A 22,971-nucleotide genomic window follows, 5' to 3' on the forward strand; every position below is an offset into this window, starting at 1 on the left:
CGTGCTGCGGATCTGCCCGGCCGCAGTGCAGGGAGGCGGTGATCGGGGCTCCGCGGCAGAGAGAGGCACCATGCGCGTATCACGGTCGCAGCCGGTCGAGGGACAGATCGTCCCCGTCGACCACACCAGTTCATCGGCAGGCCACGGGATCGGCACGATCAAGGTGCTGCTCGCGGAGGATCTGGATCTGTTGCGAAGTGCCCTGGTGAGCCTGTTGTCCGAGGAGCAGGACATCGAAGTGGTCGCCGCGCTGAAATGCAACGACAAGGTGATCCAGGTGGCGATGCGGCTGCGGCCGGACGTCATCGTGGTCGATGTCGATCTCCCGTGCACCAACGGCCTGTCCACCGTTCGAGACCTGCGCAGGCGGCTGCCGGAGACGCAGATCGTCGCGCTCGCCGCCGCCAAACCGGCCGGCCTTGTGCAGCGGCTGCTCGCCGCCGACGTGCTCGGCGCGGTGGACAAGAACGCCCCCGCCGCCCGGTTACTCGAGGCCATTCGCGGTGCGGCCAAGGGCGAGCTGGTGGTGGACGTCAACCTGGCCGTCGCGGCGCTCGCCGTCGAGCCCAACCCGCTCACCCCCCGGGAGCTCGAGGTGCTCCGGCTGGCGGCCGACGGAGCGTCCGGACCGGAGATCGCCGAGCGGCTGCACCTGTCCCCCGGCACCGTTCGCAACTACCTGTCCAAGGTGATCAACAAGACCTGCGCTCGCACCCGCGTCGACGCGGTCCGGATCGCGCGCGAGTCCGGCTGGATCTAGCCCGGGGCGGGGGCCGGCTCCAGCTGCCAGTGGCCGAGCAGCTCCCGGTACAGCGGCGAGGTGGAGCGCAGCGTCGCGTGGTCGCCGACCACCGCGGTGCTGCCGTCCAGCACCAGCACCCGCCGGGCCCGCAGCGCGGAGCTGACCCGGTGCGCGATCACGATCAACGTGCCCGGCCGGGCGGCGAACGCCTCCTCGGCGCGCCGCTCGGCCGCCGGGTCCAGATGACAGGTCGCCTCGTCGAGCACCGCCAGCGGCGCCGGCGCGAGATACGCCCGGACCAGCGCGAGAAGTTGGCGCTCACCCGCGGACAGCTCGGCCGGCACCAGCTCGGCCCGGTCCCCGCCGAGCCGGTCGACCAGCGCCTCGGCGCCGACCGCCGCGGCCGCCGCCCGCACCTGCTCCGGGCTCGCCGACGGGTGCAGGTAGGTCAGGTTGTCCCAGACCGTCCCGGCGAACACGTACGCCTCCTGCGGGATCAGCACCCGGATCCCGGCCAACCGGTCGGGGGCGAGGTCGGCCGCCGGTACGCCGCCGACGTCGACCACTCCCCCGACCGGTCGCAACAGCCCGCACAGCAGTCCGGCCAGGGTGGACTTGCCGATGCCGCTCGGCCCGACGATCGCCAGGTGATCGCCCTCGGGCACGGAGAGATTCAGGTTGTGCAGCACCGGTTCGGCGTGCGGGCCGTAGGCGAAGGTGACCCCGCGCAGCTCGAGGTCGTGCCGCCGGGGCGGCTCGGCCGGCCGGGGCGCGGTGTGCGGCGGAACGCAGGCGTCCAGGATGCGGCCGAGCGTGACCACGAACCGCAGTCCGCTGCCGCCCAGGCCGGAGATCACGTTGCGCAGCGCGGGCTGGAGTCCGAAGAGGACATACGTCAGCCCGCCCATGATCGCGCCCGCGGTCAGCCCCTGCCGGACCAGCCACGGACCGGCAAACAACAGGGTCAGCAGCGGCAGCCAGCCGCCGACCGCGAAGCACAGCGTGCGCAGGGCCGACACCCAGGCCAGCGCCCGCTCGGCGGCGGCCTGCTCGTCGATCGACCTGGCCACCAGCCCGGCCGCGTGCTCCTCGGTGCCGGTGGCGAACACGTCCCGGATCCCGCCGAGCACCGCGGTCGCCGACGCGGCCAGCCGCTCGTCGGCCAGCACCGCCGCGCGTTGCCGGGCCGCGGCCATGCCGAGCGTGCCGAGGAACAGGCCGAACCCGAGCAGGAACGTCGGCAAGATCAGCAGCGCCACCACCGGAGCCACGGACAGCAGGCCGATCGCCACCCCGACCACCGCGACCAGGAACCCGCGGACGATCAGGATCAGCCCGGCGTAGGTGTCCCGGACGGTCTCCACCTGCCGGGTCAGCCGGGCCAGCGCGCCGGACTCCGGCCGCCCGGCGACCGCGCCGAGCAGCGCACCGCCGGCCACCCGGCTGACCAGGTCGTCGCGCATCGGCTCGACCAGTTCGCCGAGCCGCCGGAACACGAACCGGGAACCCACCGCGCCGATCGCCGACGCCACCATGAACCCGGCCAGCCACAGCAGGCCAACCACCGGCCGCCCGGCAAGGAACCCGTCGTCCACGGCCCGGGCGATGGCCACCCCGGACAGCGCGGCGGGCAGCGCCTCCGGCACCGACCACCCGACCAGGCCCAGCAACGGCCGGCGGCGCAGCGCGGCCAGCCCGTACCGGATCTCCCGCATCATTGGAACACCGCCCGGTAGTCCGGCGAATCCCACAGCCGCTCGTGCGGTCCGGTGGCGCGGACCACGCCGCCGTCCAGCCACACCACCAGATCGGCGCGCGCCGCGGTGGCCGCCCGGTGCGTGACGATCAGCCGGGTGCGCCGGTCGCCGCCGGTCAGCGCCTGCCCGATCTGCATCTCGGTCACCATGTCCAGGCTGGACGTGGCGTCGTCGAGCACCAGCACCCGTTCGGCCGGCCAGGCCCGGGCCAGCCCCAGCCGTTGCAGCTCGCCGCCGGACATCGGGGCGTCGGCCAACGCCGTGCCGTACCCCTCGGGCAGCCGGCTGACGAACTCGTGTGCGTGCACCGCCTTGGCACAGGCGTGGATCCGGTCCGGGTCGAGCCCGGGGCCGATCGCGTCGGCGATCGAGTCGCCGACCAGCACCGGGCGCTCGAACGCACAGGCCACGGCGGCGCGCAGCTCGTCCCGGGTCAGCTCGGCCAGCGGCACGCCGTCGAGCAGCACCCGGCCCTCGTCCGGATCACGCAGCCGGGCCGCGACCCCGGCCAGCATCGACTTGCCGGCGCCGGACCGCCCCACGACCGCGACCGCCGAACCACCCGGAACGGTGAGATCGACGCCATCCAGCAGGGTGACGTCACCGGCGCGTACCACGACCCCGCGCAGCTCCAGCGCGCCGGGACCGTCCGGCAGGGTCCGGGTGCCGAAGCCGACCGGCTCGACCTCCAGCACCTCCCCGGCCCGGCGCGCGCCCGCCCTGGCCCGGGCCAGCCCGCCGAACACCCCGGTCAGCGAGCCGAGTCCGACCCCGAGGACCGCGTACTGGCCGGCCGCGAACAGCTCACCGGGACTGATCCGGCCGGCGGAGAGGGCGAGCCCCCCTGCGGCCAGCACGGCGACCAGCACCAGCGGACCGACCACGCCGGCCTGTGCACTGGTGCGGGACAGCACCTCCCAGGTGCGCCGGCCTTCCGCGTGCAGCTCCGGCAGCGGTTCGAGCACCCGCGTCTGTTCGCGCTCGACCGTGCCGGCCGCGGCGATCGTGCGCGCGCCGCCGAGCGACTCGCTGAGCCGGGCGGCGATCCGGCCCTGGATCTGTTGGTAGGAAAGGACGATCGCGGCCGTGCGGCGGGTGAACGTCCGCAGTACCAGGATCACCAGCCCGACGCCGGCCAGAAACGCCACCGCCAGCCAGATGTCGATGTAGGCCAGCAGCACCAGGCTGCCGACCGGGGGTAGCAGGGCGGTGCCGACGGACACCAGGCTCGGTCCGGCGTGCGCGGCCTCACCGGCGTTGCCGGACACCCGGCTCACCAGGTCGCCGGTGTCGAACCGCCGGCCGCCGGCCGGTCCGACCGCGAGCAGGTGGCGGATCAGGCGATCGCGCAGCCACGCCGTCGTACTTGCCACGCACGCGACCCCGGCGAACGTGCCGGTCAGGTCGACCAGCACGCTGAGGGCCACCAATGCGGCCGCCACGGCCAGCCAGCGGCCGCTGTCCCCGCCGGCCACGATCTCGTCCACCGCCCGGCCGAGCACGGCCGGAAAGGCAAGCGCACCCAAGGTTCCGGCGAGCGCACCGAGCCCGATCAGCGGCAGCCAGCCGCCGGCCCGGCGGACGGCCGCGCCGAACGTGGTCACAAGACCTCCCCTAACAGAGCACAAAGACTCCGGTGGCCCGTGGAGTGCCCAACTATCATGGAAAAATAGGGCAGCGGCCCCGGACGAACGCGACTCGTCCGGGACCGCGCCTGCTTGTCAACGCACTCGACGAGAACGTCAGTGGCAGATCAGCACGGACAGGCCGCTGGTGCCGTCGCACAGGGTCACGGAGAGGTTGCTCGGGCAGCTGTGCCCGGACGAGCTGCTGCCACCGGCGGTGGCCTCGGGCGCCGCGGACTCCATACCCTGCAGGTCGAGAACCGACATGGTCACTCCTTTGAATCGGTGATTCACAAACCCGCACCGGTAGGTGCGGGAGCTTGGACTTCCGCCGCCGCGCGACTCCGGGTCGGCGCGAGCAGCGGAAGGTGTATCGGCTGGTCGTGCAGGGCCGCGGCGATCGCGAGCAGCACGCCGGCCGTGCCTGTGGCGAGATCCATCGACAGCCGCAACAAACCGGTGCCCGGGAAGGCGATCCCGTCGGCGTAGGGCAGCGCGTGCCAGCCGAGGTTGCGGAGCTGCACGGTCACGAGTGGGTCGGTGGCCGGTGCCGCCGACCGCCCGGCCAGGTACTGCAGGATGCCGGCGCGGCCGGTGAACATCCCCGGCAGGATGTACATGGGAAGCTGGCAGGTCAGCTCGATCCGGCTGACCGCCTCGGCGAACTGCTCGTCGGGCCGCCGCATGAGGTACTCGTCGAGAGCCAGGCCGATGCCCACACTGCCGGCGGCGAGGTAGGGCATGGTCCGCCAGCCCTCGTTGACCTCGAGCGTGCCGGACGACCGGACGACACAGCGCCGCAGGTCACGGCGCAGCGCCTCGGCCGCGGCGTCGAGGAACGCGTCATCGCCGGTCTCGTCGTAGATCCGCATCAGCAACAGCGCCTGCCCGGCCTTGCCCTGCATCAGGCCGGCGCTCGGGCCGCTGCCGCCACTGATCAGGGGATCGGTGCGGTGGGCGTCCGGGTCGGGCTCGCGGAGCCGGTCACAGACCAGCTCCGCGGCCCGGTGGGCGGCCAGCCGCAGCACCGGCTCGCCCGTCTTGTCCGCGAAGTGCAACAGGTTCAGCCCGATTCCGGCCAGTCCTCCGGACAGGTGGGAGCCGAGCGACTCCCAGTTCTCCCGGAGGCAGATGTCGAGCACGTCCAACGCCTGCTGCCGGTAGCCGAGGTGGTCGAGTGCGAAGGCCACCCCGTGCAGGCCGTCGAACAGGCCGGGCCGGGTGCCGCTGGCCGGGTTGGTCGCCCGGCGCAGCAGCCATTCCTCGTGTTGCGGGTGGCGGCCTCCGCCGGCGGCCGAGATGGCGTAGAGCACGCCCGCCGCACCATAGGCAAGACCAAGACCACCGGTCGCGAACTGTTGGATGTCACCGGGGAAGAGCCGATCGTCGCGATCCGGAGTGGCGCTGGCGAGGATCGCACGCACCATTGCGTCACGCTGCTCGGGCCAGTGGACCTGCTCCGGCTCGATCCCCGGTGACGGCACCGAACGGAACTCCGCCGGCACGATCACCTCGATGGCCCGCTCGAGGAATCCGGGCGGGACCGGGAAATGCTCCTTGATGATCTCGACGAACTGGGTCGCCTTGGGCCGGTGCAGCCAGACCAGGTTGGTCATCGGCAGGAACAGCGCGAGCCGCAAGCAGGCCAGCGCGTACTTGTCGACGTCGACACCGGTGACGCTGCGCGGGGCGGCGAAGCCCTGCTGGGCCAGGCCCGGCCGGACGGCGTTCTCGACCGGACCGGCGACCTCGAAGTCCAGCAGGGTGGCCGAACCGTCCGGTCGGACGATCACGTTGAACAGGTGCAGATCGCCGTAGATCACGCCGCGCTCGTGCACCTCGGTCAGCGTCCGTTCGACCTGGGCGTGGACGTTGACCGCCCAGTCGGCGTATTCGGCGTAGTCCTCGGGTCCGGCGGTCGGATCGGTGAGCGGAAAGCGGAGCACGATGGCCTTGCTGAGCACCTCGCCGTCGACCTGCTCCATGACCAGGAACCGGTGCTCGCCCAACGTGAACAGGTCGTAGACCTTGGGAATGCCGGGGATGCCGGCCAGCCGGGTGAGGATGTCGTGCTCGCGTTGCAGCCGGCACACCGCGTCCTCGCCCCAGGCGTCCAGGCCGGAGTGCGGGCGGGCCTCCTTGAGCACCACCGCTTCACCGGTCCGGGTGTCGGTGCCGGCGTAGATGCCGCCGCCGTTGGAGAAGTGCAGCACCTTCTCGATCTTGTACGGCAGGTCGGCCACGGTGGTCGCGTTGCGGGCGGCCAGGTGCGGCTCGAGGAAGGCGGGCAGGGTCACCCACGGCGGAACGGTGAACACCGGGTTACGGGAGTCCGGTACCAGCTCACCCTCGGGATTGGTGATCGCCGGTACCAGTTCGCCGCCGTCGTTGACCATGTAACGCATGGCGAAGGCGCCATAGCGAACGAATAACGGACCATTGCCCCAGCGCAGATCCGTGAGAATGTACGGGTTCGGCTCGCCGTCCAGTATTTGGCCGAGTTCGCGCAGGATGGTCTCGCACTGGGTATCATCGGACGGGTAGATGGCGACCAGTTTTCCGCTGTATCCGCGGGGGGCGTACTTGGAGACCCGGGCATTAAGCGCACTTACCGAACGGAGGAACTTGAACTGGATTCCACGCGGTACGCAATAGTCCCAGACCGCACCGACGACCCGCTCGGCATTGCCGAGGGTGGCCGAGGCGTGGATCTTCCAGCCCTGCGCCGGCAGCCGCTCCGACGTGCCCGGATCCACGACCAGCCAGTCATCCTGGTCCTTGATCTGCCAGCCTTCCGGCAGCGGGCGGGCGGCGGCGGAAAACGACGCTCCGGCGGTTTGTTCCGAGTGCATCGCATCGTAGAACGAAGGATCCGCCAGCGTGTACGCCTCGTATGCCTGAGTCATCCCGCCTCTTTCGCCGCTCAATTGCTGCGCAGGAACATTTTGGTTCTGAGCGCGCCATAGTCAACAGTGTTTTGAGTCATTAATTGTGGATGCAACAGTCACACGCCTACTCATGCGTTCCGCACAAGATTTTTTGGACCACCGGGCGGACCTGCGGAAACTACGTTCCGCCAGAGTGCCCGGCAGAGGTTCCCACTTTTGGAGTAGTTTAAGAATGTCGATCCTGGGAATCCGCGCGCTCGGACCTATGGATAACGGACACATTCCGTAATAACAATACGCATTTCGTGCGGCGACGACCCTTGCTCAAGTGGTCTGGACCATGTCATCCTCGGTTTGTTGGCAAGCACAACAAAATGAGGTGACGACGATGTCCCCCTGCTCCTCATCGCGTCGCGCGTTCGCCCTGGCCCTCGCGGCCACCGCGGCGTCCGCACTGACCATGGCCCTCCCCGCTCCGGCCGCCGGCAGCCCGCCACCCGATGCCGGCATCGCGGCCGTGACGTTCGCCGACGAGTTCAACGGACCGGCCGGCAGCCCGGTGGACGGCAGCAAGTGGCTGCTGGAAACCGGCGACAACGTCAGCAACCACGAGCGGCAGTGGTACACCAACAGCACCCGCAACGCCGCCATGGACGGCGCGGGCAACCTGGTGATCACCGCGCGGCGGGAGAACCCCGGCGGGTTCAACTGCTGGTACGGCAGCTGCCAGTACACCTCGGCGCGGCTGAACACCTCCGGCCGGTTCACCCAGACCTACGGCCACTTCGAGGCCCGCATCAAGATGTCCCGCGGCCAGGGCATGTGGCCGGCGTTCTGGATGCTCGGCAACAACATCGGCAGCGTGGGCTGGCCGGCGAGCGGCGAGATCGACATCATGGAGAACGTCGGCTTCGAGCCGCGCACCGTGCACGGCACCCTGCACGGGCCGGGCTACTCCGGCGGCGCGGGCATCGGCGCCGGCTTCAGCATTCCCGGCGCGTTCGCCGACGCCTTCCACGTGTTCGCCATCGACTGGGCGCCCAACCGGATCACCTGGTCCGTCGACGGCACCGTCTACCAGACCCGCACCCCGGCCGACCTCGGCGGCAACCGCTGGGTCTTCGACCACCCGTTCTTCATCATCCTCAACCTCGCCGTCGGCGGCTTCTGGCCCGGCGACCCGGACGCCAGCACGGTGTTCCCGCAACAACTTCTGATCGACTACGTCCGGGTCACCAACGACACCGGCGGCACCCCGCCGCCGCCGCCCGGCCGCACCGGTCCGATCACCGGCATCGGCGCCAAGTGCGTCGACGTCGCCGGCGCCAACCCCGCCAACGGCACCCCGGTCCAACTCTGGGACTGCAACGGCACCAACGCCCAACGCTGGACCCTTGGCACCGACGCCACGATCCGCGCCCTCGGCAAGTGCCTCGACGTGACCTCAGCCGGCACGGCCAACGGCACCCCCGTCCAACTCTGGGACTGCAACGGCACCGGCGCCCAACGCTGGACCGTCACCGCGGCCCGCGACATCGTCAACCCGCAGGCCAACAAGTGCCTCGACGCCAGCAACAGCAGCTCCGCCAACGGCACCCGGCTACAAATCTGGACCTGCACCGGCACCGCCAACCAGAAATGGACCACCCCCGCCTGACCAACCCCGGGCACGGCAGGCCCGCGCCGCGACCCGCACCGCCGGTAGCCAGTTACTTGCCACGCAAGGTAGTATGCGCGGCATGGAAGCGTGGACCGGTTTGGGGACGGCGTTGCGGCGCGGGACTCTGGAGTTCTGCGTGCTTGCCATGCTCGAAACCGAACCGCGCTACGGCATCGAACTGGTCAGCCGGCTCGCCGCGCAGACCGCCCTGACCACCACCGAGGGCACGCTCTACCCGCTGCTGGCCCGGTTGCGGCGCACCGGATGGGTCGCCACCACCTGGCAGGAGTCGCCGGCCGGGCCGCCCCGCCGCTACTACGAGCTGACCAGCCAGGGCAAGGAGGCGCTGGCCCACTTCCGTTCGGAGTGGGTCGCGTTCCGCACCGCCGTGGACCGCACCGTGGGGACGGAGCACACATGACACAGTCGATCGACCGTCTGGACCGCCTCGTCGAGGACTATCTCGGCGCGGTCTCCTACGCCTGCCGCGAGCTGCCGCAGGAGCAACGCGACGATCTCGTCGGGGACCTCCGCGAACACATCACCGCCGCCCGCGCGGTGCTGTACCAACCGACCGAGGCCGCCGTCCGCACCATCCTGGACCGCCTCGGCGAACCCGCCGCCATCGCCGCCGAGGCGCGCCTGGCCGCCGGCCTCGGCGCCGCGGCCGCCCCGCCACCCGCCCGGGATCACGGCCGACCCACCCGGCCGGCCCGCCGCTTTCTGGAGCGACCACTCCCGCCGATCGCCGTCACGATCCTGATGGCGATGACCCTGATCGCGATCACCATGATGGTCATCGGCGTCACGCTGGCCCTGCGCGAGCCGCCACCCGCACCCCTGCGGTAGGCGGACGGTTACTTCATCACGCGGCGGATCACGGTGATCGGGCCGATGGCGTCGATCCCGGCGAGTTTGACGGTCTGGCCGAAGCTGGGGGCGTGTAGGGCGCGCAGGTTGTCGACCGCGATGGCGACGTGGTGGACGGGTTGGTAGTAGAAGATCAGGTCGCCGGGGCGGACGTCGTGCCGGAGAACCTGTTGGCCTACGCCGGATTGGTCGATGGAGACCCGGGGCAGTAGGACGCCGCCGACGCGGTAGGAGGTCTGGACCAGGCCGGAGCAGTCGTAGGCGGCCGGGCCGACGGCGCCCCAGAGGTAGGGCTTTCCCATCTGGTTCAGGGCGAAGCGGAGGACCGCGCCGACGTCGCCGGCCGGGATCTTGACATCGGTGCCGCTGAACTCGTTGGTGGATAACAGAGCGCGCTGGTCGGGGGTGAGCCGGTCGAGCGCGCGGCGCACCTCGGCGATCTGGGATTCCAGCTCGCCCTTGTGCTGTTCCACCTCGGCCGCGCCGGTGGCCACCTCGGTCTCGGCGGCGTGCGCGGTGTCCAGCGCGCGGTTGGCCTCCTCGGCCGCCCGGTCCGCCTCGGCGACCGCGTTGCCGCCGACCACCATCGCCCGGCCGGACACCTGCCCGGCCAGCGTGGCCGCCTCCATCCGGGCCAGCACCGCGTCCCGGTTGGCCCCGCCGATAAACGCGGACAGGCCCGGCCGGGTGTTCCGGCCGGCGAGCAGTGCGGTGACCTTCTCCATGTCGGCGCGCGCGGTGACCGCCTTGCTCCGCAGCTCCTCCGCGGCCGCCTTGGCCGCCGTCGCCGCCTCGGTCGCCGCGGCCGACTCGGCGCGCTTGCGGGCCAGATCCTCCTGCACCCGCAGCAGCTGCTCGTTGACCTTCTCGGCCTCCGCCGACAGGTCGTAGTAGTGGCCGAGCAGGCCGGCGACCGTGGTGGGTTGAGCCAGCGCCGGGCCGGGCGCGAGCACGCCGATCAGCGCGACCACGCCCAGCGGTACGGCCGCACGCCGCACCCGTCGCGATCGTCCGCCAGCGCCAACCATGATCCCCGTCCCCTCGCGTCGACTGCCCGTCCTCCATGGTCCAGGAAAGCCGTTGTGATCGTGTGTGGTTTGGCACCTGTGGTCGGCAAGGCCCGCCCGAACGGGCAATCGCTGTGACACGATCATCCCTGCTCGCGTCCAGGGACAGGTATACCGGAGGGGTGGGGTGGCCGATGAACCTCTCTGAACCTGCGCTGGATCGGGAGGCGGCCGACCGCGCCCTGCAACGGCTCGGCGCGGACAGCGACAACATCGCCGAGGGTCTGGTCGCCATGGACTCCCACCCCGGACACCAACTGCTCCGCGCCGCCACCCTGACCGGCCTGACCAGAACCCGTTGGGCGCAGGCAAGTACCGCGATGGCCACCCTGTGGGACCAGTTCGCCGCCTACCGCGCGCTGCTGGACCGGGCCAGGGCGGTGCGCGCCCGCCGCGCCCGCCCCGGGCAGGCCGAACTGGACGAGCTCGCCGAGTTGCTCACCGGCAAGGTGGTCGAGCTGAACCAACAGCAGATCCCGATCGAACGGCGCAGCCTCACCGGTCCCGGCCTGATCGTCGAGCGGATCACCCTGACCGAGCTGGTGGCCCGGATGAAGTCCGGCTACGCCACCGTCACCGCATTGCTGGCCGAGGTGGACGCGGCGACCGCCGAGGCGCTGCGCAGGATCGACACGGTCGAGACCGAGCTGGCCGCGCTCGCCGGGCTGGCCGCGTCATTCGGACCGGCCCCGCTGCCCGAGCTCGAGTGGATCCGCGACGAGCTGGCCGACATCCGGGTCGCCGTCGCCGCCGACCCGCTTGCCGGTCCCGGCGACCGGCTCGCCGAGATCGAGGTGGACCTGGCCGAGCTGCGCGAACGGTTCGCCGGCATGGCCGACATCCGGGACACCCTCGACGAGCGGGTCGCCCGGATCTCCGGCGTGCTCGCCGAGATCGACGGCACCCAGGCCAGCACCCGCACGGCGCATGCCGACGTGCTCGCCAAGATCGCCGACCCGGCCCTGCCGGACCTGGCCGACCGGACCACGCCGGTCCGCGCGGGACTCGACCGGGTGCAGGCGCTGCGCGGTTCGGCCGACTGGCCGCGGCTGGCGGCCGAGTTGACCGCGCTCGAGCTGACCGCGACCGCCGCCGCGGCGCAGGCCCGGACCGCGCTCGGCGAGCTGACCGGCCTGCTGGACCGCCGGGCCGAGCTGCGCGGCCGGCTGGACGCGTACCGCGCCAAGGCGGCGCGGCTGGGCCGGGCCGAGGACCTGCCCCTGTCCGCCCTGCACGATGCGGCGCACCGGCTGCTGTACACCCGCCCGTGCGACCTCGCCGAAGCGACCCGGGCGGTCAACCGGTACCAGCAGGCCATTCAGGAGGGGCCCCGATGACCACCTGCTCCCGCCCAGCCTGCTCGGGAAACCTCGACGAGGACGGCTTCTGCGACACCTGCGGGCTGGCCGCCCCGATCGCCGTCACCGTCGCGGCCGCGGCCGAACCGGCGACCACCGGCTCGGGCCGGGCCAGCGCGCCAACCGTGAGCACGAGCACCGCGTGGAGCACGGCACCGACCGCACCGGCCACCGGCGTGTCCCGGCGCACCTCGAGCCGCTCGTCCACCCGCGGCCTGCTCGGCGCCGGGCTGGTCGAGGTGCCCCGGGTGCCCTACCGCGACCCCCGGGACGCGGTGCTTGCCGACCCGCAGGTGCCCGAGGACAAGCGGTACTGCAGCAAATGCGGGGTCAAAGTGGGCCGGGGCCGGGACGGCCGGCCGGGCCGCACCGAGGGGTTCTGCGCCAAGTGCGGGCACCGCTACTCGTTCACGCCGAAGCTGTCCGGGGGCGACCTGGTGCACGGCCAGTACGAGGTGCTCGGCTGCCTGGCGCACGGCGGGCTCGGCTGGATCTACCTGGCGCTGGACCGCGCGGTGGCCGACCGCTGGGTGGTGCTCAAGGGCCTGCTGGACACCGGGGACACCGATGCGATGGCCGCGGCGGTGGCCGAGCGGCAGTTCCTCGCGGAGGTGGAGCACCCGAACATCGTCAAGATCCACAACTTCGTCCAGCACCGGGACGAGTCCAGCGACACCGCCACCGGCTACATCGTGATGGAGTACGTCGGCGGCCGGTCGCTCAAAGAGATGATCAAGGAGCGGCGCCGGGAGATCGGGCCGCAGGAGTGTCTTCCGCTGGCCCAGGCGATCGCCTACGCGCTCGAGGTGCTCCCGGCGCTCGGCTACCTGCACTCGGTCGGCCTGTTGTACTGCGACTTCAAGCCGGACAACGTGATCCAGACCGAGGAGCAGCTCAAGCTGATCGATCTCGGCGCGGTGCGCCGGGCCGACGACGAGGTCAGTGCCGTGTACGGCACGGTCGGCTACCAGGCGCCGGAGATCGCCGAGCGCGGCCCGTCGGTGGAGTCCGACATCTACACGGTCGGCCGGGCGCTCGCGGTGATGACCTTTCCGTTCGACTTCCACGCCGGCCACCGCGAGCGGCTGCCCGGACCGGCCGAGGTGCCGCTGCTGGCCGAGTTCGACTCGTTCCACCGGTTGCTGCTGCGGGCCACCGCGACCGAGCCGGCCCGCCGGTTCGGCTCCGCCGAGGAGATGCGCGAGCAGCTCACCGGCGTGCTCCGGGAGGTGCTCGCCGCCGGTGACGGCCAGCCGCGCCCGGGCCCGTCGACCGAGTTCACCCCGGAACAACACAGCTTCGGCGTCTCGGCGACCGTGGCCCGGGCGGCGCCCGACCCGGCGGCGATCATCGAGGCGCTGCCGCTGCCCCGGGTCGACGGCGCCGATCCGGCCGCCGCGTTCCTCGCCACGGTCGGCGCCGGCGATCCGAAGCGGGCGCTGCGCGAGCTGTCCGATGCCCCGCAGTCCACCGTGGAGGTTCGGCTGCGGCTGGCCCGGACCTGCCTCGAGCTGGACGATCTGGTCGCCGCCGGCCGGGAGCTGGATCTCATCGGGGCCGAGGCGGACGCCCGGGTGGCCTGGCACCGCGGGCTGATCGCGCTGGCCGGCGGGAAGATCGAGGCGGCCCGGGCGGCGTTCGACGCGGTCTACGCCGCCGTTCCCGGTGAGTTGGCGCCGAAGCTGGCGCTCGCGGCGTGCGCCGAGCTGGCCGGCGACCGGGCCGCGGCCGACCGCCACTACCGCACCGTGTGGCGCACCGACCGGTCCTACCTCAGCGCGGCGTTCGGCCTGGCCCGGGTGTTGTACGCGGGCGGCGACCGGGCCGAGGCGGTGGACGTGCTGCGCTCGGTGCCGGAGACCTCCAACCACTACCTGACCGCGCAGCTGGCCGCGATCCGGGCGCAGACCGCCGCCGACACGGTGGCCGCCATGAGCGAGCAGGACCTGGTCGGCGCCGGCGTCCGGCTGACCGGGCTGGAACTGGACGCCGAACGCCGGACGCAGGCCAGCCGGGAGTTGCTCGAGGCGGCGCTCGCCTGGGTGCACACCGGCCGGACCGGCACCGGCAAGGTGCTCGACTGCGACCTGACCGACACGGAACTGCGGTTCGGCCTCGAGCGGTGCTACCGAACCCTGGCCCGCCAGGCGCCGACCACCACCGAGCGCATCGCATTCGTCGACCGCGCCAACGAGATCCGCCCGAGGACGTGGGTATGAGCGAGCCGAGCCAGCACGAGCGGAAATGCCCGGAATGTGCCGAGATGGTCGGGACCGGCGACCGGTTCTGCGAGGGGTGCGGCACCGACCTGTTGGTGCACCGCACTCCGGTGGGCGGCGCGCCGGGCCCGCTCGGCGAGGCGTGCGTGGCCTGTGGCAACACCGAGCTGAGCGCGGACGGGTACTGCGAGCGGTGCGGGCGGTCCCAACCGGCCGCCCGGGACCGGATGGAGTGCGACCTCGGCGTGGTCGCCGGGGTGGGCGACCGGGGCCGGCACCGCAGCCGCAACGAGGACTCGATGGCCTTCGCCTGGGTCGGCGATCCCGGCAGCCCGCGCGGCGTGGTCGCCGTGGTGTGCGACGGGGTGGCCACCACCGAGCGGGCCGACCAGGCCTCGCAGGCGGCGGCCGACGCGGCGCTGGACGTGCTCACCGGCGCGTTGCTGGACGAGACGGACGCGGCGGCGGTGACCGCCGCCGCGGTGGACGCGGCCATGGCCACGGTGACCGCGCTGGCCGAGCAGGAGCTGCCCGGCTCGGCGCCGTCCTGCACGTTCGTCTCCGCCGTGGTCACCCCGGAGCGGGTGACCGTGGGCTGGGTCGGGGACAGCAGGGCGTACTGGCTTTCCGACAACGGCACGGGCGCGGACGACTCGCGCCAGCTCACCGTGGACGACACGGTCGCGGCCCAGCTGGTGGCCGCCGGGATGGATCCGGCCGAGGCGGCCACCGTCTACCACGCGCATGCGCTGTCCTCGTGGATCGGCGCGGACGCCGGCGACGTCACACCGCACGTGGTCACCCTCGAGCCGGACGGGCCCGGCGCGGTTCTGCTGTGCAGCGACGGGTTGTGGAACTACCTGCCGGAGGCGGGCGAGCTGGCCGGCCGGCGCCCGGCCGGGTCCACGCCGCTGGCCGCGGCGGCCGAGCTGACCGGGGTCGCGCTCGAGATGGGCGGCCAGGACAACATCACCGTCGTGGTGATCCCCCATCCACTGAGGAGCCCGGGCCGATGACCGCCTTCACGCTCGACGTCTACCAGAACGAATACCTGCCCGAGGGCTCCCGCGAGGTCAACGCGATCGTCACGGTCAGCGCGACCGGCGGCCCGGCTGCCGGCGAGGCGGCCGGGCCGGCCGGCTCGGCCGCCGAGGTGATCATCGTGGACTGCTCCGGGTCGATGCACGTGCCGCCGACCAAGCTGGCGGCGGCCAAGGCGGCGACCGTCGCGGCGATCGACGCGCTGCGCGACGGGGTGGCCTTCGCCGTCGTGGCCGGCACCGACACGGCGAAGCTGGTCTACCCGACGAAGGCCGAACTGGTGCCGGCCAGCGCGCGGACCAGGGCGGCGGCCAAGGAGGCGGTGAGCCACCTGCGGGCCAGCGGCGGGACCGCGATGGGCCAGTGGCTCCAACTCGCCGACGCGCTGTTCGTCGGGCAGCCGGCCGCCACCCGGCACGCCATCCTGCTCACCGACGGGCAGAACATGCACGAGACGCCGCGCCAGCTGACCCGCACGATCAAGGCGGTCACCGGGCACTTCGTCTGCGACTGCCGCGGGGTGGGGACCGACTGGGAGGTCGGCGAACTGCGCGAGATCGCCACCGCGCTGCTCGGCACCGTGGACATCGTGGCCGAGCCGTCCGGGCTGGCGGCCGACTTCCGGGCGATGACGACGGTGGCCATGGGCAAGTCGGTCGGCGACGTGTCGCTGCGGCTGTGGACCCCGCAGGGCGCCCGGGTGAAGTTCGTCAAGCAGGTGGAGCCGACGCTGACCGATCTGACCGGTCGCCGGGTGGAGTCCCCGCCGCGCAGCGGCGACTACCCGACCGGGTCGTGGGGAAACGAGAGCCGGGACTACCACGTCTGCATCGAGGTGAACCCGGCCGGCGTCGGCGACAAGATGCTCGCCGGACGGGTGAGCATGGTGGTCCCGAGCACCAACGAGGTGGTCGGCAAGGGTCAGATCCTGGCGATCTGGACCGACGACACGGTGCTGTCCACCAAGATCAGCCCGGAGGTGGCGCACTACACCGGTCAGGCCGAGCTGGCCGCCGCGATCCAGGAGGGTCTGGAGGCCCGCAAGGCCGGCCAGGTCGAGCGCGCCACCGCCCGGCTCGGGCGGGCGGTCGCCCTTGCCACCGAGTCCGGCCACGGCGACACGGCCAAGCTGCTGGCCAAGGTGGTGGACATCGAGGACGCCGCCACCGGCACCGTGCGGCTCAAGCGCGCCGTCGAGGCGGTCGACGAGATGACCCTGGATACCAGGTCCACGGTCACCAAGCGGGTCGGCCGCAAGCCGGCCGAGGACTGACATGGGCGCCTGCCCCAACGGCCACGACTCCGCCGACACCGAGTTCTGCGACGTCTGCGGGATGGAGATGTCCGCGGCACCGCAACCGGCCCCGGTCCCGGCGGCCGCTCCCGCGTCGGTCTGCCCGGCCTGCGACACCCCGCTGGACGGCCGGTTCTGCGAAGCCTGCGGACACGACTCGCTGGCCGCGCCGCCGCGCCGAACTCCGCCGGCACCGGCCCCTGAACCGGTCCCGGCCGAACCCGCCGTACCCGCCGAGCCGGCCGAACCGGCGGTGGCGCCCACCCGGACCTGGACCGCGACGGTCGCCGCCGACCGCGCCTACTTCAACACGGTCATGGCCGCCGGCGGCCCGGACGCGGCCTCGATCACGTTCCCGCCGTTCTGCCCGGAGCGGTACTTTCCGTTGCACGCCAAGCAGACCACCATCGGCCGGCGGAGCACCTCCCGGGGCATCCACCCGGACATCGACCTCACCGGCCCCCCGGAGGACCCGGGCGTGTCCCATCTGCACGGGGTACTGCTGGTCGGCCCGGCCGGCGATCTGTCCATCGTGGACGTCGGTTCGGCCAACGGCACGACGGTCAACGACAGCGAGGATGCCCTGCCCACCAACGTTCCGCGGCCGCTTGCCGACGGCGACCGGGTGCACATCGGGGCGTGGACCACGATCACCGTTCACCTCACGGAATGAGCACCGCCGCGCCGTTGACCCGGTCCGCTGCCAGGTCGGTGAGCGCGGTGTCCGCTGTGGACAGTGGATACTCCCGCGTGGCCACCGTCAACCGGTGGGTACCGGCGAAGTCGAGGAACGCCTGGGCGTCCGCCCGGGTGTTCGCGGTGACGCTGCGGATCTGGCGTTCCTGGAACAGATGCCGCTGGTAGTTCAGGGCGGGGATGTCGGAGAGGTGGATGCCGGCGACGGCCAGGGTGCCGCCCCGGTCCAGGGCGGCGAGGGCGGCCGGGACCAGGGTGCCGACCGGGGCGAACAGGATGGCGGCGTCCAGTGGTTCGGGCGGCGGGTCGGCGGCGCCCGCGGCCGACGCGGCGCCGAGGTCGAGGGCCAGGCGTTGGGCGGCCGGGCTCCGGGTGAAGACGTGCACGGTGGCGCCCCTGGCGATGGCGACCTGCGCGGCGAGGTGGGCGCTGGCGCCGAAGCCGTAGACGCCGAGCCGGCCACCCGGCGGCAGGTCGGCGCGGAGCAGGGCGCGGTAGCCGATGATGCCGGCGCACAGCAGCGGCGCCAGCTCGGCGACCGGATACCCGGACGGCAGGCGCAGCGCGTATGCCGCCGGGACGGTGGTCGCCTCGGCGTAGCCGCCGTCGGCGTCCCAGCCGGTGTAGACCGAGCGGGGGCACAGGTTCTCCGCGCCGCGCCGGCAGTACCGGCACTCCCCGCAGGTGCCGCGCAGCCAGGCGATGCCGACCCGGTCCCCGGGGCGGAACTCGCCGGCACCGGTGCGCACCTCGCCCACCACCTCGTGGCCGGGCACCACCCCCGGCCGGTGCACCGGCAGGTCCCCCTCGGCCACGTGCAGGTCGGTGCGGCACACGCCGCAGGCCAGCACCCGCACCAGCAGCTCGCCGGGCGCCGGCTCGGGCTCCGGCTCGGTCCGGGACACCAGCGGTCCCGAGGCCATCGGCCCCGGCCGCTCCACCCGCCACGCCAGCACCTCGACCGTCCTCAGTGGACGATGCGGTAACAGGTCGCCTTGGTCATCGCCGGACACCCTACGCGTATGTTCGGTAGTCATGGATGGGGACTGGTTCACCCGGTGCGGGCACTGCCACCTGCACTGGGGCCGGCACGGCGCCGCCGGGTTGCTGGCCGCCTCGGCCGGGCAGGTGCTGTTGCAGCAACGGGCCGGGCCGGCCAGCGGCGCCGGCACCTGGGGACTGTTCGGCGGGGCCCGGCACAGCGACGAGGACCCCGTGACGGCGGCGCTGCGGGAGACCGCCGAGGAGAGCACGCTGCCCATCGACGAGGTCCGGGTGCACGGCATCGCCACCGAGGACCACGGGGATTGGGCCTACCACACGGTGTTCGGCACCGTGCCGGAGCCGGTGGCGGTGCGGCCGGCGTCCTGGGAGACCGCGGCGGCCGCCTGGGTGCCGGAGGACGAGGTGGCGCGGTGGTCGCTGTTCGAGCCGTTCGGCAACGCCTGGCCCCGGCTTCGGCCGGGGTTGCGCCGGCCGGTGCTGGTCGTCGACTGCGCGAACGTGATGGGTGCCCGGGCGGACGGGTGGTGGCGGGACCGGGCCGGTGCGGCCGGCCGGCTGCGCGACGACCTCGGCGAGGTGGCCAGGTGCGGAACCACCGGGATCGACCCGTTCGACCGGTGCCTGCCGGAGGTCGTGCTGGTGGTGGAGGGCGCCGCCCGCGGGATCGGGCCCGGCGAGACCGGCGTCCGGGTGGTCGACGCGCCGCGGGTCGGCGACGACGCGATCGTCGAGCAGGTCGAACTGGCCGGTCCGGACACCCGGCCGATCGTGGTCACCGCCGACCGCGCGCTGCGCGAGCGCTGCCGGGTGGCCGGGGCCGCCGTGCTCGGCCCCCGCTGGCTGCTGGACCGGCTGGGCTGATGGCACGATCGGACCAGTCATGACACTCACCGACCTGCTGCCGGCCGCCGCCGACCCGGACGACCTGTTCGACGCCTTCTCCGCCTGGGCCGCCGAGCAGGGCCTCGAGCTGTACCCGGCGCAGCAGGAGGCGATGATCGAGATCGTCTCCGGGTCGAACGTCATCCTCAGCACGCCGACCGGTTCCGGAAAGAGCATGGTGGCCGTCGGCGCCCACTTCACGGCGCTCGCCACCGGCCGGCGCAGCTTCTACACCGCGCCGATCAAGGCGCTGGTCTCGGAGAAGTTCTTCGCGCTGTGCCAGACGTTCGGCGCGGACAACGTCGGCATGCTCACCGGCGACGCGAGTGTGAACGAGGCGGCCCCGATCATCTGCTGCACCGCCGAGATCCTGGCCAACATCGCGCTGCGGGACGGGGCGGCGGCGGACGCCGGCCTGGTGATCATGGACGAGTTCCACTTCTACGCCGAGCCGGACCGCGGCTGGGCCTGGCAGGTCCCGCTGCTTGAGCTGCCCGGCACGCAGTTCGTGCTGATGTCCGCGACGCTCGGCGACGTGGCCCGGTTCGAGGCGGACCTGACCCGGCGCACCAGCCGGCCGACCGCGGTGGTCACCTCCGCGCAGCGGCCGGTGCCGCTGTTCTACAGCTACCGGCTCACGCCCCTGCACGAGACGCTCGAGGAGTTGCTGGCCACCAACCAGGCGCCGATCTACGTCGTGCACTTCACCCAGGCCGCCGCGCTGGAGCGGGCCCAGGCGCTGATGAGCATCAACGTGTGCACCCGCGCGGAGAAGGACGAGATCGCCCGGCTGATCGGTCGGTTCCGGTTCACCGCCGGGTTCGGCCGGACGCTGTCCCGCCTGGTGCGGCACGGCATCGGGGTGCACCACGCGGGGATGCTGCCGAAGTACCGCCGGCTGGTGGAGCGGCTGGCTCAGGCCGGCCTGCTCAAGATCGTCTGTGGCACCGACACGCTCGGCGTCGGCATCAACGTTCCGATCAGAACGGTGGTGTTCACCGCACTGTCCAAGTACGACGGGGTGAAGACCCGGCACCTCAAGGCCCGGGAGTTCCACCAGATCGCCGGGCGGGCCGGGCGGGCCGGCTACGACACGGTCGGCAACGTCGTGGTGCAGGCGCCCGACCACGTCGTGGAGAACGAGCGGGCGCTGGCCAAGGCCGGTGACGACCCGAAGAAGCGGCGCAAGGTGGTCCGGCACAAGCCGCCGGCCGGGTTCGTGTCCTGGGGCGAGCCCACCTTCGAGCGCCTGGTGGCCGCCGAGCCGGAGCCGCTGCACTCCAGCTTCGGGGTCAGCCACGCGATGCTGCTCAACGTGATCGGCCGGCCCGGCGACGCGTTCGCCGCCATGCGCAAGCTGCTCACCGACAACCACGAGGACCGCCCGGCGCAGCGAAGGCACATCCGGCGGGCGATCGCCATCTACCGCGCGCTGCTGGCCGCCGGCGTGGTCGAGCGGCTGTCCGATCCGGACGAGACCGGCCGCATCGTGCGGCTGACCATGGACCTGCAGCTCGACTTCGCGCTCAACCAGCCGCTGTCGCCGTTCGCGCTGGCCGCGATCGACCTGCTCGACCGGGAGTCGCCGAGCTACCCGCTGGACGTGCTCTCGGTCATCGAGTCCACTTTGGACGATCCGAGGCAGGTGCTGTACGCACAGGAGTCGAAGGCCCGCGGCGTGGCGGTCGCGGCGATGAAGGCCGATGGCATCGAGTACGAGGAGCGGATGACGCTGCTCGAGGACGTGACCTATGCCAAGCCGCTGGCCGAACTGCTGGACGCGGCCTACCAGACCTACCGGCGCGGCCACCCGTGGGTCGCCGACCACCCGCTCTCGCCGAAGTCGGTGGCCAGGGACATGTACGAGCGGGCCATGTCGTTCACCGAGTACGTCGGGTTCTACGGGCTGGCCCGGTCGGAGGGGCTGGTGCTGCGCTACCTCGCCGACGCCTACAAGGCGCTGCGCCAGACCGTGCCGACCGAGGCCAAGACCGAGGAGCTGACCGATCTCGAGGCGTGGCTCGGCGAGCTGGTCCGGCAGGTCGACTCCAGCCTGCTCGACGAGTGGTCGGCGCTGGTCAACCCCACCGATCCGGCGGCCCCGGTGGACGACGAGCCGCCGGCCGTGACCGCCAACCCGCGGGCGTTCCGGGTACTGGTGCGCAACGCGCTGTTCCACCGGGTGCAGCTCGCCGCCCGGGGTGACTACGCGGCGCTCGGCGAGCTGGACGGCGAGTCCGGGTGGACCGAGGAGCGGTGGCGGGCGGCGATCGAGCCCTACTTCGACACGCATGACGAGATCGGCGCCGGGCCGGACGCTCGCGGCCCGGCACTATTGATCATCGAAGAGGAACCGGACCGGTGGGTGGTCCGTCAGATCTTCGATGACCCGGCCGGCGACCACGACTGGGGCATTGTCGCCGAGATCGATCTGGACGGGTCTGCACGTGCAGGTGAGGTGTGCATTCACATTTCGTTTGCCGGGCAATGGTAAGGACCTTCGACCCGCAGACAGCCGATCATGTGCGTCGATACGATTCCGGTGATTCGACCAAGGGGCAGGCGTCATGGACGATCGGGTGGCCGAGCAGTTGCTGCTCGCGCTGTGCCGTCGGTCCGGCGGAGACGTTCACCTTGATCTCGCCGAGCTGGACTCGATCGACGCATCCGGACTGATCGCGCTGCTCAGGGGCGCCGCGACCATGTGCGGCGACCGGTATCTCGTGTTGCACAACGCGCCCGTGTCGCTGCGCCCGATGCTCGACGTGGTCGGCGAGGCGGTCGGCGATTCAGGCGTGCGCGTCGTGTGACCGCAGAAATGCCCTGACTTCCTCGTCGGTGAGCTGCCGAAAATTTCGGAACCATTGCCCCACCGCCTGGAATGGCACCGGGGCGTGCAGGCAGACCACCTCGTCGGCCAGCCCGGTCAGCTTTTCCGCGACGTCGGCGGGGGCCACCGGAATAGCCAGCACGGTGTGCCGGGCGCCGAGCCTGCGCACCACCCGGATCGCGGCGACCACAGTGGATCCGGTGGCCACCCCGTCGTCGACGATGATCACCGTCCGGTCCGCGAGGTCGGCCGCGGGACGGTCCACGCGCAGCGCCTCGGCCCGCCGCCGCACCTCCGCCCGTTCCCGCTCCACCGTGTCGTGCAGGTCCTCCCAGGACAATCCGGCCTCGTGCAGCACCGGCATGTTGCGCACCGTGACGCCGTCCTCGCCGACCGCCCCGGCGGCCAGCTCCGGCCGGTAGGGCACGCCCACCTTGCGCACCACGATCACGTCCAGCGGCGCCTTGAGCTCCGCGGCGATCTCCGCGGCCACCGGCACTCCCCCGCGCGGCAGCGCGAGCACGACCGGCTCGGCGCCGGCGAGGTGGCCGAGCCGCGCGGCCAGCAACCGGCCGGCCTCGGACCGGTCCCGGAAGTGCATACCCTTCAGTCTCCCCGCTCCCGGCCGGTCCGGCGCGCCGTGCTTTCCGGTGACGTGCGTGCCAGGCTTTCCCCATGACCGCCGACGACAGCTGCGCGGTCGCGCACGGCGCCGCGCCGGCCGCGACCACCACCCGCACCCTGGTCACCGTGTTCGCCTCGCCGGTCGGCGACTACCTGATCCGGTACGGCAACGACCTCGGCTTCCGCACCGTGCTGGTCGAGCCGGAGCGGGCCCGGGTCAGCTCGGCCGAGAGCGCCGCCGCGGCCGCCGTGCTCACCGCGATCCCGGCCGACCTCGACGCCAACACCGACGTCGTGGTCACCGACCACCACCGGATCGAGCTCGGCCCGATGCTGCGCGACGCCCTCGCCCTGCCGGTGCGCTGGGTCGGCGTCATGGGCAACCCCCGCCACCCCGCGCCGCACGTCACCGC

General features: G+C 72.4%; 20 protein-coding genes. 13 read left to right on the forward strand and 7 right to left on the reverse strand.

From position 1 onward, the window contains the following. The first annotated feature begins 70 nt into the window (after positions 1-70). Entirely contained in the window at positions 71-760 is a 690-nt protein-coding gene (locus VFV67_RS35495) for a response regulator transcription factor (RefSeq protein WP_326475105.1), read from the forward strand. On the opposite strand, the gene VFV67_RS35500 is transcribed toward VFV67_RS35495, so the two are convergent. The 4 genes from VFV67_RS35500 to lanKC all read right to left on the reverse strand — a co-directional run bounded on the left by VFV67_RS35500 (position 757) and on the right by lanKC (position 7,030). Continuing rightward, positions 757-2,460, reverse strand: a complete 1,704-nt coding sequence (locus tag VFV67_RS35500; protein WP_326475106.1) for an ABC transporter ATP-binding protein — start codon at positions 2,458-2,460, stop codon at positions 757-759. The genes VFV67_RS35495 and VFV67_RS35500 overlap by 4 nt on opposite strands. Next, positions 2,457-4,103: an ABC transporter ATP-binding protein gene (locus tag VFV67_RS35505; protein ID WP_326475107.1), complete on the reverse strand. Its 1,647-nt coding sequence runs from the start codon at positions 4,101-4,103 to the stop codon at positions 2,457-2,459. Before VFV67_RS35505 ends, VFV67_RS35500 begins: the two co-directional genes overlap by 4 nt. Before the next feature lie 138 nt (positions 4,104-4,241). Then, positions 4,242-4,391, reverse strand: coding sequence for a SapB/AmfS family lanthipeptide (locus VFV67_RS35510; protein WP_326475108.1), 150 nt, complete (start codon positions 4,389-4,391; stop codon positions 4,242-4,244). A gap of 23 nt (positions 4,392-4,414) precedes the next feature. Next, a complete protein-coding gene (lanKC, locus tag VFV67_RS35515) occupies positions 4,415-7,030 on the reverse strand; it encodes a class III lanthionine synthetase LanKC (protein WP_326475109.1) in 2,616 nt (871 codons plus the stop codon). A gap of 442 nt (positions 7,031-7,472) precedes the next feature. Here lanKC and VFV67_RS35520 point away from each other — a divergent pair, with 442 nt between their 5' ends. From VFV67_RS35520 to VFV67_RS35530, 3 genes are all read left to right on the forward strand, one after another. Next, entirely contained in the window at positions 7,473-8,669 is a 1,197-nt protein-coding gene (locus tag VFV67_RS35520) for a ricin-type beta-trefoil lectin domain protein (protein ID WP_326475124.1), read from the forward strand. An 82-nt stretch (positions 8,670-8,751) separates the two neighbouring features. Then, entirely contained in the window at positions 8,752-9,093 is a 342-nt protein-coding gene (locus tag VFV67_RS35525) for a PadR family transcriptional regulator (RefSeq protein ID WP_326475110.1), read from the forward strand. Further along, positions 9,090-9,521, forward strand: coding sequence for an HAAS signaling domain-containing protein (locus VFV67_RS35530; RefSeq protein ID WP_326475111.1), 432 nt, complete (start codon positions 9,090-9,092; stop codon positions 9,519-9,521). Before VFV67_RS35525 ends, VFV67_RS35530 begins: the two co-directional genes overlap by 4 nt. An 8-nt stretch (positions 9,522-9,529) precedes the next feature. Here VFV67_RS35530 and VFV67_RS35535 read toward each other — a convergent pair whose 3' ends face one another. Further along, positions 9,530-10,540 carry a C40 family peptidase gene (locus VFV67_RS35535; protein ID WP_326475112.1) on the reverse strand — a complete coding sequence of 337 codons (1,011 nt, stop codon included), beginning with the start codon at positions 10,538-10,540 and terminating at the stop codon, positions 9,530-9,532. Positions 10,541-10,743: 203 nt separating this feature from the next. Between VFV67_RS35535 and VFV67_RS35540 the strand changes: the two genes are divergently transcribed. The 5 genes from VFV67_RS35540 to VFV67_RS35560 are packed head-to-tail and all read left to right on the forward strand — an operon-like array spanning position 10,744 to position 17,194. Beyond that, positions 10,744-11,946 (forward strand): hypothetical protein, encoded by a 1,203-nt coding sequence (locus tag VFV67_RS35540; protein WP_326475113.1) that lies wholly within the window; start codon positions 10,744-10,746, stop codon positions 11,944-11,946. Continuing rightward, the gene (locus VFV67_RS35545) at positions 11,943-14,186 is read left to right on the forward strand and encodes a serine/threonine-protein kinase (RefSeq protein WP_326475114.1); all 2,244 of its coding nucleotides are present in this window, start codon (positions 11,943-11,945) and stop codon (positions 14,184-14,186) included. Before VFV67_RS35540 ends, VFV67_RS35545 begins: the two co-directional genes overlap by 4 nt. Further along, entirely contained in the window at positions 14,183-15,202 is a 1,020-nt protein-coding gene (locus VFV67_RS35550; RefSeq protein WP_326475115.1) for a protein phosphatase 2C domain-containing protein, read from the forward strand. Before VFV67_RS35545 ends, VFV67_RS35550 begins: the two co-directional genes overlap by 4 nt. After that, on the forward strand, positions 15,199-16,500 hold the full coding sequence (locus VFV67_RS35555) for a VWA domain-containing protein (protein WP_326475116.1): 1,302 nt from the start codon (positions 15,199-15,201) through the stop codon (positions 16,498-16,500). The genes VFV67_RS35550 and VFV67_RS35555 overlap by 4 nt, the downstream gene beginning before the upstream one ends. A gap of 1 nt (position 16,501) precedes the next feature. Continuing rightward, complete coding sequence (locus tag VFV67_RS35560; protein WP_326475117.1) at positions 16,502-17,194, forward strand: FHA domain-containing protein; 693 nt, start codon at positions 16,502-16,504, stop codon at positions 17,192-17,194. Here VFV67_RS35560 and VFV67_RS35565 read toward each other — a convergent pair. Then, positions 17,184-18,173 carry a zinc-binding alcohol dehydrogenase family protein gene (locus VFV67_RS35565; RefSeq protein ID WP_326475118.1) on the reverse strand — a complete coding sequence of 330 codons (990 nt, stop codon included), beginning with the start codon at positions 18,171-18,173 and terminating at the stop codon, positions 17,184-17,186. The genes VFV67_RS35560 and VFV67_RS35565 overlap by 11 nt on opposite strands. A 79-nt stretch (positions 18,174-18,252) precedes the next feature. Between VFV67_RS35565 and VFV67_RS35570 the strand changes: the two genes are divergently transcribed. From VFV67_RS35570 to VFV67_RS35580, 3 genes are all read left to right on the forward strand, one after another. Beyond that, positions 18,253-19,083, forward strand: coding sequence for an NUDIX domain-containing protein (locus VFV67_RS35570; protein ID WP_326475119.1), 831 nt, complete (start codon positions 18,253-18,255; stop codon positions 19,081-19,083). A 19-nt stretch (positions 19,084-19,102) separates the two neighbouring features. Then, complete coding sequence (locus tag VFV67_RS35575) at positions 19,103-21,598, forward strand: DEAD/DEAH box helicase (RefSeq protein WP_326475120.1); 2,496 nt, start codon at positions 19,103-19,105, stop codon at positions 21,596-21,598. Positions 21,599-21,671: 73 nt separating this feature from the next. After that, positions 21,672-21,914 (forward strand): STAS domain-containing protein, encoded by a 243-nt coding sequence (locus VFV67_RS35580; protein ID WP_326475121.1) that lies wholly within the window; start codon positions 21,672-21,674, stop codon positions 21,912-21,914. On the opposite strand, the gene VFV67_RS35585 is transcribed toward VFV67_RS35580, so the two are convergent. Continuing rightward, entirely contained in the window at positions 21,894-22,535 is a 642-nt protein-coding gene (locus VFV67_RS35585; RefSeq protein ID WP_326475122.1) for a phosphoribosyltransferase, read from the reverse strand. The genes VFV67_RS35580 and VFV67_RS35585 overlap by 21 nt on opposite strands. A gap of 74 nt (positions 22,536-22,609) precedes the next feature. On the opposite strand from VFV67_RS35585, the gene VFV67_RS35590 reads away from it, so the two are divergent. Further along, positions 22,610-22,971 (forward strand): XdhC family protein (locus VFV67_RS35590; protein ID WP_326475123.1); only part of this gene is annotated, 362 nt, incomplete at its 3' end.

The organism is Actinophytocola sp., assembly GCF_035762905.1.
GTDB lineage: Bacteria > Actinomycetota > Actinomycetes > Mycobacteriales > Pseudonocardiaceae > DASYTH01.

Bases quoted from the DNA above. Each gene is read 5' to 3' on its own strand.
- VFV67_RS35570 (WP_326475119.1), top strand. From the start codon at position 18,253: ATGGATGGGGACTGGTTCACCCGGTGCGGGCACTGCCACCTGCACTGG.
- VFV67_RS35550 (WP_326475115.1), top strand. From the start codon at position 14,183: ATGAGCGAGCCGAGCCAGCACGAGCGGAAATGCCCGGAATGTGCCGAG.
- VFV67_RS35525 (WP_326475110.1), top strand. From the start codon at position 8,752: ATGGAAGCGTGGACCGGTTTGGGGACGGCGTTGCGGCGCGGGACTCTG.
- VFV67_RS35530 (WP_326475111.1), top strand. From the start codon at position 9,090: ATGACACAGTCGATCGACCGTCTGGACCGCCTCGTCGAGGACTATCTC.
- VFV67_RS35585 (WP_326475122.1), bottom strand. From the start codon at position 22,535: ATGCACTTCCGGGACCGGTCCGAGGCCGGCCGGTTGCTGGCCGCGCGG.
- VFV67_RS35510 (WP_326475108.1), bottom strand. From the start codon at position 4,391: ATGTCGGTTCTCGACCTGCAGGGTATGGAGTCCGCGGCGCCCGAGGCC.
- VFV67_RS35500 (WP_326475106.1), bottom strand. From the start codon at position 2,460: ATGATGCGGGAGATCCGGTACGGGCTGGCCGCGCTGCGCCGCCGGCCG.
- VFV67_RS35555 (WP_326475116.1), top strand. From the start codon at position 15,199: ATGACCGCCTTCACGCTCGACGTCTACCAGAACGAATACCTGCCCGAG.
- lanKC (WP_326475109.1), bottom strand. From the start codon at position 7,030: ATGACTCAGGCATACGAGGCGTACACGCTGGCGGATCCTTCGTTCTAC.
- VFV67_RS35575 (WP_326475120.1), top strand. From the start codon at position 19,103: ATGACACTCACCGACCTGCTGCCGGCCGCCGCCGACCCGGACGACCTG.
- VFV67_RS35540 (WP_326475113.1), top strand. From the start codon at position 10,744: ATGAACCTCTCTGAACCTGCGCTGGATCGGGAGGCGGCCGACCGCGCC.
- VFV67_RS35560 (WP_326475117.1), top strand. From the start codon at position 16,502: ATGGGCGCCTGCCCCAACGGCCACGACTCCGCCGACACCGAGTTCTGC.
- VFV67_RS35495 (WP_326475105.1), top strand. From the start codon at position 71: ATGCGCGTATCACGGTCGCAGCCGGTCGAGGGACAGATCGTCCCCGTC.
- VFV67_RS35520 (WP_326475124.1), top strand. From the start codon at position 7,473: ATGGCCCTCCCCGCTCCGGCCGCCGGCAGCCCGCCACCCGATGCCGGC.
- VFV67_RS35545 (WP_326475114.1), top strand. From the start codon at position 11,943: ATGACCACCTGCTCCCGCCCAGCCTGCTCGGGAAACCTCGACGAGGAC.
- VFV67_RS35580 (WP_326475121.1), top strand. From the start codon at position 21,672: ATGGACGATCGGGTGGCCGAGCAGTTGCTGCTCGCGCTGTGCCGTCGG.